The organism is Rickettsiella endosymbiont of Aleochara curtula (assembly GCF_964030935.1).
In the GTDB taxonomy this organism is placed as follows: domain Bacteria; phylum Pseudomonadota; class Gammaproteobacteria; order Diplorickettsiales; family Diplorickettsiaceae; genus Aquirickettsiella.
Map to the genome: position 1 here is coordinate 1217844 of NZ_OZ034990.1, position 13169 is coordinate 1231012.

At 37.1% G+C, this 13169-nt stretch carries 11 protein-coding genes; 8 read left to right on the top strand and 3 right to left on the bottom strand.

The window, feature by feature from the left end:
* The first annotated feature begins 2 nt into the window (after window positions 1-2).
* Window positions 3-527 carry an OmpA family protein gene (locus AAHF87_RS05400; protein WP_342147498.1) on the top strand — a complete coding sequence of 175 codons (525 nt, stop codon included), beginning with the start codon at window positions 3-5 and terminating at the stop codon, window positions 525-527.
* Window position 528: 1 nt separating this feature from the next.
* On the opposite strand, the gene AAHF87_RS05405 is transcribed toward AAHF87_RS05400, so the two are convergent.
* Window positions 529-1428, bottom strand: coding sequence for a GIN domain-containing protein (locus tag AAHF87_RS05405; RefSeq protein ID WP_342147499.1), 900 nt, complete (start codon window positions 1426-1428; stop codon window positions 529-531).
* Between the two features lie 267 nt (window positions 1429-1695).
* Here AAHF87_RS05405 and argS point away from each other — a divergent pair, with 267 nt between their 5' ends.
* The 5 genes from argS (at window position 1696) to AAHF87_RS05430 (ending at window position 6663) form a co-directional block, all read left to right on the top strand.
* Entirely contained in the window at window positions 1696-3459 is a 1764-nt protein-coding gene (gene argS / locus AAHF87_RS05410; RefSeq protein WP_342147500.1) for an arginine--tRNA ligase, read from the top strand.
* A complete protein-coding gene (locus AAHF87_RS05415; protein WP_342147501.1) occupies window positions 3459-4133 on the top strand; it encodes an SPOR domain-containing protein in 675 nt (224 codons plus the stop codon). The genes argS and AAHF87_RS05415 overlap by 1 nt, the downstream gene beginning before the upstream one ends.
* An 87-nt stretch (window positions 4134-4220) precedes the next feature.
* Window positions 4221-4778: an ATP-dependent protease subunit HslV gene (gene hslV / locus AAHF87_RS05420; RefSeq protein ID WP_342147502.1), complete on the top strand. Its 558-nt coding sequence runs from the start codon at window positions 4221-4223 to the stop codon at window positions 4776-4778.
* 192 nt (window positions 4779-4970) lie between these two features.
* A complete protein-coding gene (gene hslU / locus AAHF87_RS05425; RefSeq protein WP_342147879.1) occupies window positions 4971-6308 on the top strand; it encodes an ATP-dependent protease ATPase subunit HslU in 1338 nt (445 codons plus the stop codon).
* Between the two features lies 1 nt (window position 6309).
* Window positions 6310-6663, top strand: coding sequence for a DUF971 domain-containing protein (locus AAHF87_RS05430; RefSeq protein WP_342147503.1), 354 nt, complete (start codon window positions 6310-6312; stop codon window positions 6661-6663).
* Here the strand turns inward: AAHF87_RS05430 and tyrS are convergent.
* Both tyrS and rsmI read right to left on the bottom strand, forming a co-directional pair.
* Complete coding sequence (gene tyrS, locus AAHF87_RS05435; RefSeq protein WP_342147504.1) at window positions 6660-7865, bottom strand: tyrosine--tRNA ligase; 1206 nt, start codon at window positions 7863-7865, stop codon at window positions 6660-6662. The two genes, AAHF87_RS05430 and tyrS, sit on opposite strands and share 4 nt — an antisense overlap.
* 1 nt (window position 7866) lies before the next feature.
* Entirely contained in the window at window positions 7867-8706 is an 840-nt protein-coding gene (gene rsmI / locus AAHF87_RS05440; RefSeq protein ID WP_342147505.1) for a 16S rRNA (cytidine(1402)-2'-O)-methyltransferase, read from the bottom strand.
* Window positions 8707-8787: 81 nt separating this feature from the next.
* Between rsmI and AAHF87_RS05445 the strand changes: the two genes are divergently transcribed.
* Together AAHF87_RS05445 and AAHF87_RS05450 are read left to right on the top strand one after the other, a co-directional pair.
* Window positions 8788-10146, top strand: a complete 1359-nt coding sequence (locus AAHF87_RS05445) for an amino acid permease (protein WP_342147506.1) — start codon at window positions 8788-8790, stop codon at window positions 10144-10146.
* An 8-nt stretch (window positions 10147-10154) separates the two neighbouring features.
* Window positions 10155-13160, top strand: coding sequence for a mechanosensitive ion channel domain-containing protein (locus tag AAHF87_RS05450; protein WP_342147507.1), 3006 nt, complete (start codon window positions 10155-10157; stop codon window positions 13158-13160).
* Window positions 13161-13169 lie beyond the last annotated feature (9 nt).

Consider the following 13169-nt stretch of genomic DNA (forward strand, 5'->3'; position numbering starts at 1 on the left):
TCATGAAAACAATCTCGCTGTTTTTTTATTGTGTATTAATGATAAGCGCTTGGCTTGCTACGGCCAGCTGTGCATCTAATCAATCCTTGGATAAAGCTTCCGTTGAGAAAAAAACGGCAATGAGCACAAAGAAAAAAAAGGAGTTGCCACCCCCTGTCATACAAGTAATCCAAGCTGCTGATCGACTCAGAGTTATTGCCTATAGCGATGTTTGTTTTAGGCCAAATGGGAAATTAACGCCCAACTGCGCTCAGCAGCTTAGTTCAACCATAAAACTTATAAAGTCTTATGGGGATGGCCTCATTCAAGTAGTGGGGTATAGCGACGATCTTTATGATCCCCAAACCGCAACTGTTATTACACAAGATCAAGCAGAAGTAATAACTAGTTTTTTATGGTCACATGGAATAGGTTCGCAACGTCTGCGCACAATTGGATACGGCAGACATGACTTTATTGCGAGTAATCGAAACGTTAAAGCAAGTAGTTTTAATCGACGCGTGGAGATTATCCTGGTAAAAAATTAATTTAATTTTTATTCAGTACCAAGCCGCTACCCTCAGAGTATTTGTTTATAAAATTTATCGGAGTCGAATAATAAATCACGCTATTGTCCTGTGCAAACGCTCTCAGTGTATTTCTGGCATTAACGGTTGCTTGGGCGTGTTTTTCAGTTTTTACAAATCCTTGCTGGGCGCGCAGATGTTGGGCAAACAATCGAATATCTTGTGATAAATCGATATCTAAGGTTTTCACAGCTCCCGCTAAGCTAATTTTTCCCTTACCATTAGCCTCTATTCTTAAGTAAGGACTATTAACCCAATAAACCAGCAAATTTCCATTTCCGGTACAATTAACCTTATTTAACGAAACGATGCCTTGAATCACAACATTATGAGAATTATGCGTTTCTATTTGTAGACTTGAGCTAAGTATATTATGAAATATTACACTTGCATTACCATTACTATAAAGAGATTTTAGATTTAATTTGTTGGTGTAAAGATTAATTTGACCTGTACCTTGTGCGCGTAGAGTTAAGGACCCCGTTAGTCCCTTACCGAACAACGTAGCGTTACTATCAAACTGGATTTGTTTAATTTGCGCAGGAGATGTATTGACTCGAATCGTTAATCTTTCACCAGGCGCGGAGTTAAAAACTGATTTTGTGCCAAGATAGAGTATATGATTTTTTTGGTTGCATGTGACGGCAAAGACTCTTTTTGGATCGCCCAGAATTTGTAAGGAAGTACGGGTTTGGGTGGCATCGATATAAACATTAACCGGCCCCTGGATATTTAAACTATCGAAATTATTAATCGAGATATTCTTACTTATTATGGGTGTCCTATGAGGGGGTAATTGTGCGTGTCCAATTAGGCTAAAAAGGCACAGACTGATAAACAAACAATAGTCGATTATTTTCATGGGCTTATGCTCTTATTATTATTTTCATGGGATATTAACCTCGTCCGAGGCTATTTACCAGTAAAGATTAAGCATTTAAGCCATGTGGCATAGCCATCCAAGAAGAGAATCAGGCTTCTTTCTTGAAAATCTTCATTGTGATAACGGTACTTCAAGATGCCCGACCCCATCTTGAAGTGTACAATGCACATATCAGCTTATTGGCTATATTTTTCCTAAAGCGTATTGCGCTATAATCTCGACCTTCTAACCTGTTAATTAATATTTATGAAGCGCATAGTGCAACAAGAAATCAAACACGCTTTGTTAAGCATGGGCGAATTGTCCTTACCTTCTTCGATGTCTATCCAAGTTGATTATGCGAGAGAAAAATCACATGGCGATTTTTCTAGTAATATTGCTTTAGTTCTTGCGAAGAAGTTACAGATATCTCCCTTGCAATTAGCTGAAAAAATAAAATCGAATATAGATTGTTCCTCAGAAAACTCTAAACTAGAAAAAATTGAAATAGCAAAGCCAGGGTTTATTAATTTCTTTTTAAAAAAATCTTTTTGGTTGCCAGTTATCGAAGAAATTTTAAACCAGACAGAACAATTTGGGGTTTCAAATTTAGGCAATAATGAGCCTGTTTTGGTTGAGTTTGTTTCGGCTAATCCCACAGGCCCTTTGCATGTAGGCCATGGTCGGGGGGCGGCATATGGTGATTCTTTAGTGAGATTATTGCGAGCGGTAGGCTATCAAGTTTGCGCAGAATATTATATCAACGATGCCGGAAGGCAAATGGATATTTTGGCAACTAGCGTTTGGTTGCGTTATTTAGAGATTTGCGGCGAAAAATTTATTTTCCCTAGCAATGCCTATCGAGGAAGCTATGTTTATAAGATTGCAGAACAAATTTTTTCAGAATATGAAAAGCATTTTTTCCAATCCGCTGAATTAGCATTTAAAGATGTTCCTTTTGACGAACCACAAGGCGGTAACAAGGAGCATCATATTGATGGTCTTATCGCCAAAGCTAAGAGTTTATTAGGTCCGGCTGAGTATGAAAAGATATTTGAGGCGGGCTTAAACTCTATTTTAATCGATATTAAAGAAGATCTGAGTGCATTTAGAGTAAATTTTGATGAATGGTTTTCAGAAAACAGTTTGTTTAGGACCGAATTCGTCAATAAAACTATAAAGCGTTTAACAGAGAGTGGAAAAACCTATGCAGCTAATGGAGCTTTATGGTTTAAATCAACAGAATTTGGTGATGATAAAGATCGGGTATTGCTACGCGAAAATGGACAGCCCACCTACTTTGCGGCAGATGCTGCTTATCGGCTGTGTATCTTAGAAAAACGCGGATTTAAAAAAATAATTAATGTATTGGGTTCAGATCATCATGGCTATGTGCCTCGAATCCGCGCGGTTATCCAAGCCTTAGGTTTCTCTGCGGATAGTTTAAAAGCCTTGTTAGTACAGTTTGCTATTCTTTATCGCGGGGATAAAAAACTTCAGATGTCGACTCGTAGCGGAGAGTTTATTACTTTGCGAGAGCTCCGAGAAGAAGTAGGAACTGATGCGACGCGGTTTTTTTATGTACTCCGACGTGCAGATCAACATATGGATTTCGATCTAGAGCTTGCTAAGGAACAGTCGAACGCTAATCCTGTCTATTATGTACAATATGCTTATGCACGAATATGTAGTGTCATGCGTCAACTTACTGCAAAACAGCGGACATGGGATAAATCCTCAGGGATAACCGCGCATAAAGAATTAAAGGAAGTGCAAGAACAAGATTTATTAGTTTTACTAAATCGTTATCCAGAAATATTAGAATTAGCAGCTATTTCTTACGAGCCGCATATCATTGCACACTATTTGAGAGATTTAGCGCAAGGCTTTCATGTTTATTATAATTCATTTGTTTTTCTGATAGAGGATGATCATTTGCGAAATGCACGACTCAATTTAATTGTTGCAATTGCACAAGTAATTAAAAATGGCCTAAGCCTATTAGGTGTAGAGACTTTGGAAGTAATGTAATGGCTAAAGATTATGCAAAGAAATATACAAAATATAAATATCTCACCCCTAGGCGTAAAAACCACCGTTATATTTGGGTGATGCTAGGAATTTCAGTCGCTTTATTTATTTTTGGTTTATTTTTTCTCAAATCTATTCATAAAGGAAAACCTATTCAGTCTGCCGAAAAGATAATAAATAAAAAGAATATCGAAGTACCCGCACCTCAATCGCCAGAACCTAAATTTGATTTCTATAATATTCTGCCTCAGGAAAATTCGAATTTATCTTCACATGTTGATTCAGCGATGAAGGAAATTGCTTTGTCCAATGATATGAGTACATCTATTCATCCTGCTTCTGGACATACACCCATAGATGCAATGTTAAGTCCGGCTCCAGAACAAGTAGCTATTGCTGAGGCTAAAAAACAGTTAGAAGAAGAAATGGGCCAATTTAATAATGAAGTTTATATGCTTGTGTTAGGCAATTTTACTGATCGAGCTCATGCAGAACAGTTGCAAGCTCAAGCCTTGCTGAAGGGATTTCCTGTGCAAAAAAAGGTTAATTTGGTTAATGGAAAGCCAATATATCAGATCGTCATGGGACCCTCAGACTTAAATAAGCTTAGTCAGGAAAAGAAACGATTAAATGCAGCCGGATTAGCAGCCAGTTTGATTAAAATTAACCCTTAACCGGGGGCGTGTATTATTTAGGGCCCTTGAAAATATTAAGTTAGCCACCATAGTGTTAGTTTAAAGTCCTATAATAAAGGGTGAATAGTGCAATCTTTACATGGTACAACAATATTATTAGTTCGGCGTAACGATAAAGTCGTCATCGGTGGAGATGGTCAGGTGACATTGGGCAATGCGATTGTTTTAAAGGGAAATGCACGCAAGGTCCGAAAATTAAAAACTTATCAAGTATTAGTCGGATTTGCAGGCGCAACGGCTGATGCGTTTACATTAATAGAGCGCTTTGAAAACAAGCTAAAAGAATGTAATGGGCAACTAGACCGAGCTTCAGTTGAACTTGCAAGGGATTGGCGTTCTGATCGAGTTTTAAGGCGTTTAGAAGCAATGCTTTTGGTTGCTGATAAACAAAAATCGTTTATGCTAAGTGGAAATGGTGATGTAATTGAGCCAGAACATGATTTAATTGCTATAGGCTCCGGCGGAGCTTATGCACAATCAGCGGCACTAGCATTATTTCAAAATACTAAATTAAATGCCCGTAGTATCGTTGAGAAAAGTTTAATCATTGCAGCTGATATTTGTGTTTTCACGAATCATCAACGTACCATTGAAGAAATTGATTCTGTGCACAATAAAAAATAGTAAACTAACTATAAACTAATTACTTATTTAATAATGACAACTAATTCGTTCGATTTAATTGATATACCTACCGATGAAACCACTCAAGTTTCTGAGCTAACTATGATGGATGCTAATTTTTCAGAAGAAATCACTAAGCAGTCTGACGATGGTTTTGAGGCATTATTGGTTGGCGTGGACTATCTGACAAAAATTGATTTGACACCTAAGCAGATAGTCCATGAGCTCGATCGTTTTATTATTGGGCAAAATGAAGCTAAACGCGCTATTGCGATCGCTCTACGCAATCGTAAACGTCGTATGTTACTTGATCCTTTGTTAAGAGATGAGGTGACGCCCAAAAATATACTGATGATAGGCCCTTCTGGTGTGGGCAAAACTGAGATTGGTCGTCGCGCGGCTAAAATCACAGGCTGTCCCTTTATAAAAATAGAAGCCACCAAATTTACTGAGGTAGGTTACATTGGGCGCGATGTAGATTCTATACCTAGAGATTTGGTAGATTCCGCATTTAAATTTTTACGTGAAGAAGAGATTACTCGCCTTCAGCCTCAGGTTCTAGAGGCGGCGGAAAGCAAAATTATTGATAGTTTTGTTCCTCATGCACGTCCCGCAAAAGGTGAAGAAGCAGATGAGCTGAAAAATAAAGAAAAATCCATAGCAAGAAATGTTTTTCGCAAGCAATTGCGAGCAGGACTCTTAGATGATAAAGAAATCGATGTGGAGGTAGCTGCATTACCAGCCGGGGTTGAGATCATGGGACCTCCCGGTATGGAAGATATGACCAACCAGCTGCAAAATATGCTGCAAAATATTGGTACAGCGCGTACACGTACGCGTCGTATGAAAGTAAAAGATGCATTAGCGGTGATCCAAAAAGAAGAAGCAGGTAAATTACTTGATGAAGAAGATCTGAAGCGTAAAGCGATAGAGTGGGTAGAACAATACGGAATAGTATTCATCGATGAAATTGATAAGGTATGTCGTCGAGGTGAAATGAGCGGTGCAGACGTTTCTCGTGAAGGAGTACAACGAGATTTGTTACCTTTAATCGAGGGTTGTACTGTTTCAACAAAATATGGCATGGTCCGAACCGATCATATCTTGTTTATTGCAGCCGGCGCATTTCATTTATCAAAACCATCCGATTTAGTTCCTGAATTACAAGGTCGTTTGCCCATTCGAGTTGAACTAAAAGCATTAACGGCGAAAGATTTTGAACGTATTTTAGTGGAACCGCAAGCATCTTTAATCGTGCAATATCAGGCCTTATTGGGGACTGAAGAACTAGAATTAAATTTCGATAAGCTTGCCATACAACGTATTGCTGAAATTGCCTATGATCTCAATGAAAAGACTGAGAATATTGGCGCCCGTCGTTTATATACGGTGATGGAACGATTATTGGAAGAAATATCTTTTGAAGCGACAGATTATACGGATAAAAAGGTAAATATTGATATTAATTATGTAGATAAACATCTAACCCCCTTAGCGCAAGATCAAGATACCAGTCATTTTATTTTATAACATGCTTCCTACTCCTAGCGATATAAAACTTCTACAGAAAACCCGAATATTAGAAATTCTGTTTGATAATGGTGAGAAATTTAGCCTGTCCTGTGAATACTTGAGAGTCTTTTCCCCTTCTGCAGAAGTTAAGGGACATGGACATGGCGAAGGAAAATTAGTTAGCGGCAAAAAAAATGTGAATATTATCAACATAGAATCAGTCGGTCATTACGCTATCAGATTGATCTTTGATGATAATCATCAGTCAGGAATCTATAGTTGGGAAACATTATATGACTTATCCAAGCACCATGCCGAATATTGGAGGCATTACCTACAACGCTTGGAATTAGCAGGCGTGAGTAGAGATTAGTTTTTTTTAATAGTGACTTTAGCAAAGCGTCTTTTCCCAACTTGGTAAATATGGCTAGTGCCCGGTTTAATTAATAACTTCTTATCTTCAATTTTTACCGAGTCTATTTTAACAGCGCCTGCCTCAATTGATCGCAATGCCTCTGACGTACTTGTAACTAAACCTGCTTGCTTTAATAAGTTCGCAATCGATATATTCTCTCCAGATATGCCTATATTCAATTCTTTAATTTCTGAAGGGATAGCACCATCTCTAAACCGATGTTGAAATTCCTGTAACGCTTTTTCAGCATCTGTTTTGGTGTGAAAACGCTCAATAATTTCTAAGGCTAATTCAATTTTAAAATCACGCGGGTTGACTATTCCTTGAGCGGCCTCTTGTTGCATCGATTTAATGTCATTTAAAGATTTTTTGAATGATAGTAACTCAAAATAACGCCACATCAACTCGTCAGAAATTGACATAATTTTTCCGAACATATCGTTTGCCGGCTCATCGATAGCAATATAATTATTCAAAGATTTAGACATTTTTTGGACGCCATCTAAACCTTCTAACAAAGGCATGGTTAAAATTATCTGTGGTGTTTGTTTAAAATGTTTTTGTAATTCTCTTCCCAGTAATAAATTAAATTTTTGATCGTTGCCTCCACATTCTATATCTGTTTTTAATACGACAGAATCATAGCCCTGAAGTAAAGGATATAAAAACTCATGGATGGCAATAGCTTGGTGCTGGCGGTAACGTTGATGAAAATCATCTCGTTCTAGCATTCTTGCTACAGTATAAGAGGAGGCTAGTTTAATTAGATCGGTAACGGATAATTTTCCTAACCATTCTGAATTAAATCGCAAATGAGTTTTTTTAGGATCTAATATTTTATTAAATTGTTGCTGATAGGTTTTGGTGTTAGCTGCAACTTCATCGACGCTTAAAGCAGGGCGAGTAGCATTTTTGCCTGAGGGGTCACCAATGAGCGCAGTAAAGTCACCAATGATAATATCAATTTCATGACCTAACATTTGTAATTGGCGCAATTTGTTGATAAGTACAGTATGGCCGAGATGTAGATCGGGAGCTGTTGGATCAAAACCTGCTTTAATGCGTAAAGGTCTATTTTCTTCTAATTTACGTTTTAATTCATCAAGGACAAGGATTTCAGTAGTTCCTCGTTGAAAGATTTCTAAAGTATCATCATTCATGTTATTTACCCGTTATAGCTAACGCCAAAGCGTATAATTTATTTTTTTTCTCATGAGTTATTTTAGCAGCTAGCGAGGTTGCTTGCTTAATCGGCAATTCATCTAATAGAACCCCTAAAATTCGCTGTGCGTCTATTTCATAGGGACTTAGATATTCCGCTCCTTCCACTAGGACGACGAACTCGCCTTTTTGTTGGTTTTTATCTGAGTTCAGCCAATTTTTCAATTGTTCTAAATTATCTCCATGAATAGTTTCAAAGGTTTTTGTTAATTCTCTGGCCAAAACTACGTAACGTTTGGGTCCAAAAACATCAAGCATATCATTTATTAACTCTAGAATACGATGTGGTGCTTCATAAAATATAATTGTCCGTGTTTCATATAGGAATTCTAGTAATTTTTTTTGTCGAGCGACATTTTTTCCAGGTAGGAATCCTTCAAAAATAAATCTATCACAGGCTAAACCCGAGGCGCATAAAGCAGTTATCAACGCACAGGGACCAGGAATAGGAATAACTGGAATTCCATGTTGGTGAGCTAATTTAACTAAACGGTAACCCGGGTCGTTAATCAAAGGAGTTCCTGCATCACTAATTAAGGCGATAGATTGATTTTTTTTTAGACAATCTAAAAGAATTTTGCTGCAAACCGTTTCGTTATGGTCATGTAATGAAATTAATGGTGTGGTAATAGCAAAATGCTTAAGTAATTTTTGACTATGTCGAGTATCTTCCGCGGCAATTTGATTAACACTTTGTAAAGTTTCTATTGCTCTGGCGCTAAAGTCTTCCAGATTGCCTATAGGCGTGGCAACTACATAAAGGCCGGGAATTTTTGACATAAAACTTTTCGCATTAAGATATGAGATGGGTATAATGACATAGCGTTTTATTCTGCGCAAAACTCAGAGGTTAGATTCAAAATGTCCAAAAACATGAAACAACAAAAATTGGGGCTGTGGATGTTAACCGCTCTAGTTACCGGCAATATGATAGGCTCAGGAATATTTTTACTACCTGCCTCCTTGGCCGCCTATGGCAGTATTAGCTTACTCTCTTGGATTGCTACGGCATTGGGCGCTTTGTTAATAGCGTTAGTATTTGCTAAGCTAGCTAATGTGATGCCCCTTATAGGAGGACCTTATGCCTATTGTCGAGAGGCATTTGGTGATTTTGTTGGATTTCAGATGGCTTATAATTATTGGATTGCACTGTGGGTAGGCAATGCTGCAATAGTTGTTGCTTTAACAGGTTATTTAAGCTTTTTTTGGCCAGTACTAGCTAAAAATGCGCTATGGTCTTGTTTGGTAAGTATTAGTTTGGTTTGGTTGATGACATTTATCAATATTCTAGGGGTTCGGCATGCGGGCATTTTTCAGTTATTGACAACCATCCTAAAATTAATCCCTTTATTACTTATTGCCTTTGTCGGTATTTTTTATATTCATCCGCATTTTTTGAGCGCATTCAATTTATCTGGTAAATCTAACTTAAGTGCATTTAGTGGCGCGGCGACCTTAACTTTGTGGTCTTTTATCGGTTTAGAATCGGCTTCGGTTCCCGCCGGGCATGTAGATAACCCTACCCGAACTATCCCTAAAGCCACTATTTTGGGAGTAATCATAGCCACAGTTGTTTATATATTGAGTAGCATTGCAGTGATGGGGGTTATGCCGTTAACAGAGCTTGCGCATTCCAATGCTCCCTATGCTGATGCTGCAAATATCATGTTTGGCCCTATAGGAAGTACTTTAGTGGCTATTGGAGCAGTTATTTCTTGTTTAGGTGCTTTGAATGGTTGGATTTTACTTCAGGGTCAAATTCCATTAGCGGCAGCCCAAGATAAACTTTTTCCGAGTATTTTTTTAAAAAAAACAGAAAATGGGACACCTATTGTAGGTTTAGTTATTTCTAGTGTTTTAATTTCATTATTATTGCTGATGACCTTAAATCATAGTTTGGTTAAACAATTTACAATTATTATCTTATTAGCAACTTTAGCCTCGCTGATTCCGTATTTTTTAACTACGATGTCTGAGTTGGTTATCTTTTTTAAATATCCTGGACTTTTTAAAAAAGGTAGAAAATTATTTGGTTCGGTCCTGATAGCAATTTTAGCTGGAATCTACTCTTTTTGGGTTATCATAGGTTCTGGTAAAGAAACGGTGTTTTATGGGACATTATTATTACTTAGTAGCGCGCCTGTTTATGTTTGGATGAAATGGCGCTCTTCCTCAAAGGACGTTATAAACGTAACTGAGCAACCTTTACCTTTACCCTGAGGCATAGTTTGTACAAGCTATTTGTTTTTTTAGTTATTTTATTGGGCGGTTTTTATTCCTCAGCTTTTGCTGAGATTAATGAATCTCCTTTAGTGAATTTGACTCAGCAACAATTAATCGCTGAGCAAACGCGTAGTGATTTACTTAAAAGAAAGTTAGAGGGATGGCGTAATGAACAGAAGGTTGCTTCACCTATTATTAACAAACAATCTCTGGCGCATCTGGATTTATTGATTGCCATGGCAAAAGCTGATTTAGAAAGTATCAGCTTAAGCCTAAAAACAACCCAACAATCTACCGATTTGATTCAAGATTCTATTCGCAACACGCCTGATCAATGGGAAATTTCAACACCAGGTTTATCTATTTCCCAAGAAATTCAACTGCAACAGGCACAATTACAACAAACTTTGCAAGAGCGGCGAAATTTATTCAATTTACAACAAAAACGCATCAAGGTTTTGCAACGTTCGCGCGATACGGTGCAACAAACTATTAATTTTGCTGAAGAATGGCGTCAAAGTTTGCAGAGAAATTATCAATTACAGCAACAGACCCATCGACAAGAGTCTCTGGATGTATTAGCCGGGCGTCTACAACTGGATCAACAAAATTGGATGCAACGCCTAAAACAATGGAGTGAAGAATTAAAAAAGGCCGAAACAACAGGGTTCATCAATAATTACTCTTATGATCAAATTGAGTTTAATATATTTGAGGCGGAAGAAAAAAATAATTTACTCGAGACAGAGCTAAACACCGCTAAAATATCTAATAAATTACAAGATTTAGGTTCTGCATTTAATCAAAAACTATCCTTAAGTACACTGAGTAATTTGCAACATCAAATTGAGAATCTAAGTGAGCAAATAAATACTTCGCTTGACTTATTTCATAATAAAGTCAAATTTCTAAAAAATTACTTGAATTTAATCAATAAAGATCTGCAAGAAAGAGAACCTAACTTTGCGAATGATCAGGCAAAATTAGCGCCATTAAGAGAAATTATTCTTGGCTATCAAAATTTGTTGGTAAAAATGCAACAATTGTCCAAAGAAGCCGATGCGCAACAAGTTCTTATAGCAAAACAATTAAAACTACAACTAGCAAATAGACAAGCCTTGCCAGGTTGGAATGTGAATGCCTGGATCGGTTTGGGCCAAACCATTTTTCAAATTCCTCGCTTAACCGTAGATAAATTAGCAGGACTTTACGAGCCTGTTTTTAACAAATTAGAATTAGTATCAAATTGGCAATGGTTCATAGTATTGCTCGGTGCGCTTATCTGGTTTGCTACCTGGTTAAAATTAAGAAGATTTTTGGCCGTGGATAGAGTGCGTTTGCAGCAACGTAGTAGAGGTTTTTTTTCAGCGCAAACAGTAATAGTGGTATTGCAATTGTTGCAGCGTCATTTATCCGGAATTATGTTATTGGCAGGTTTAATAGGATTATTGTTTTTATTAAATATTCCGATCAAATTATTTTCTTTGATAATTAGTATGGGCATTGTTTGTTTGATATTTAGTATTGTTATTCAGCTCGCCCATATTTTATTGCTTGAAAATACCACGGATGAAAGTGGTCATGATGTCAAGCTTTATTATCGTTTACGGACCACATTATTGATCGGCGGTATAGTGACTTTAGCAACTATTTTAGTTAATCAATTACCCGTTAATTACGAAGTTCAGGATTTGTTTGGCCGTTTATTCATGTTGTTTCTACTTATCGTAGCTTTAGTCTTGATGAAGAGTTGGGAAGTTGTTCCAACATTGTTAGAGCCTTATATAGAAAACAAGCATGCTTATTTAAAGCGGGTTATCCGCTGGTTAAGTTTCTTAATTCCATTTAGTTTATTAACCAATGCTTTAATAGGATTAGTCGGATATGTCGAACTAGCTTGGGCCATCGCACACTACCAAGGTCTATTTTTGGTTGCTTTGACTGCTTATTTATTACTTCGAGGACTTTTAGATGAGTTAATCCGTTGGGCGTCGGAGCAATGTATTCGTCATTTCAGAAATGGTTGGTTGTGGAGCCAGGCTCTATTAAAACCATTTCATCAAATTTTAAAATTAGCATTATTAATTTTATCAATAATGGGCCTATTCGAACTTTATGGCTGGGGTGATCGTGTTCCTTTATTGAATACTAGCTTAGCAAAGTTACTCTCTATGAAATTATTTGTTATAGCCAGTACAGCAACGGTAACGGGCTTAACGATTTTACAATTAGCCGTGCTAATAGTAATTTTAATTTGGATAGCCCACTGGTCTAGAGAATTTGCTTATCGGTGGCTGTTTGCACATACCAAAGATTTAGGTTTACGCAATAGCTTAGCAATTTTTACTCATTACACGCTTATTGCTATTGGAATTACGATTGGCTTAAATATTTTAGGCTTAAATTGGGGAAATATATCCGTTATTTTAGGTCTTTTTTCCTTGGGTGTGGGATTAGGATTAAGAGATTTGTTTAATAATTTCTTTACCGGAATTTTTTTACTGCTTGAAAGACCTGTTAAGGTTGGAGATTGGGTTACCGTTGGTAATTATGATGGCCAAGTATCACATATTGGAGCTCGTTCGATTACCGTGACAACGGATGATCGCCAAGAATTATTAGTTCCTAATGCGGATATTTTTAGCAAAAATTTTATTAATTGGACGCACCGCGATAGTGTAGTACGCGCTTTAGTAACTATTAGAACGAATAGAAAAGATAATCCGCAACGTATAAAAGATATTATTTTAGAAGTACTAGCGACAATACCCAAAATTTTAACAAATCCTAAACCAGAGGTATATTTTAAAGAAATTGATAAGGTTTTGTTAGAGTTTAAAGTTGAATATTATGTTGATTTGAATCATATTAGCTCCCGTTCTGGTGTACGTTCGCAATTTTTATTTAGCTTATGGGATCGCTTCACTAATGAAGGTATTTTACCGCCAGAGGCTCCGCATGATGTACACCTCGAAGGTAAGTTAGAACTGAATCCCAAACCATCGGTTTAAGTTTGTGTT

Coding starts and splice junctions, on each gene's coding strand:
- AAHF87_RS05405 (WP_342147499.1), bottom strand. CDS start 1,428: ATGAAAATAATCGACTATTGTTTGTTTATCAGTCTGTGCCTTTTTAGC.
- argS (WP_342147500.1), top strand. CDS start 1,696: ATGAAGCGCATAGTGCAACAAGAAATCAAACACGCTTTGTTAAGCATG.
- AAHF87_RS05430 (WP_342147503.1), top strand. CDS start 6,310: ATGCTTCCTACTCCTAGCGATATAAAACTTCTACAGAAAACCCGAATA.
- tyrS (WP_342147504.1), bottom strand. CDS start 7,865: ATGAATGATGATACTTTAGAAATCTTTCAACGAGGAACTACTGAAATC.
- rsmI (WP_342147505.1), bottom strand. CDS start 8,706: ATGTCAAAAATTCCCGGCCTTTATGTAGTTGCCACGCCTATAGGCAAT.
- AAHF87_RS05400 (WP_342147498.1), top strand. CDS start 3: ATGAAAACAATCTCGCTGTTTTTTTATTGTGTATTAATGATAAGCGCT.
- AAHF87_RS05445 (WP_342147506.1), top strand. CDS start 8,788: ATGTCCAAAAACATGAAACAACAAAAATTGGGGCTGTGGATGTTAACC.
- AAHF87_RS05415 (WP_342147501.1), top strand. CDS start 3,459: ATGGCTAAAGATTATGCAAAGAAATATACAAAATATAAATATCTCACC.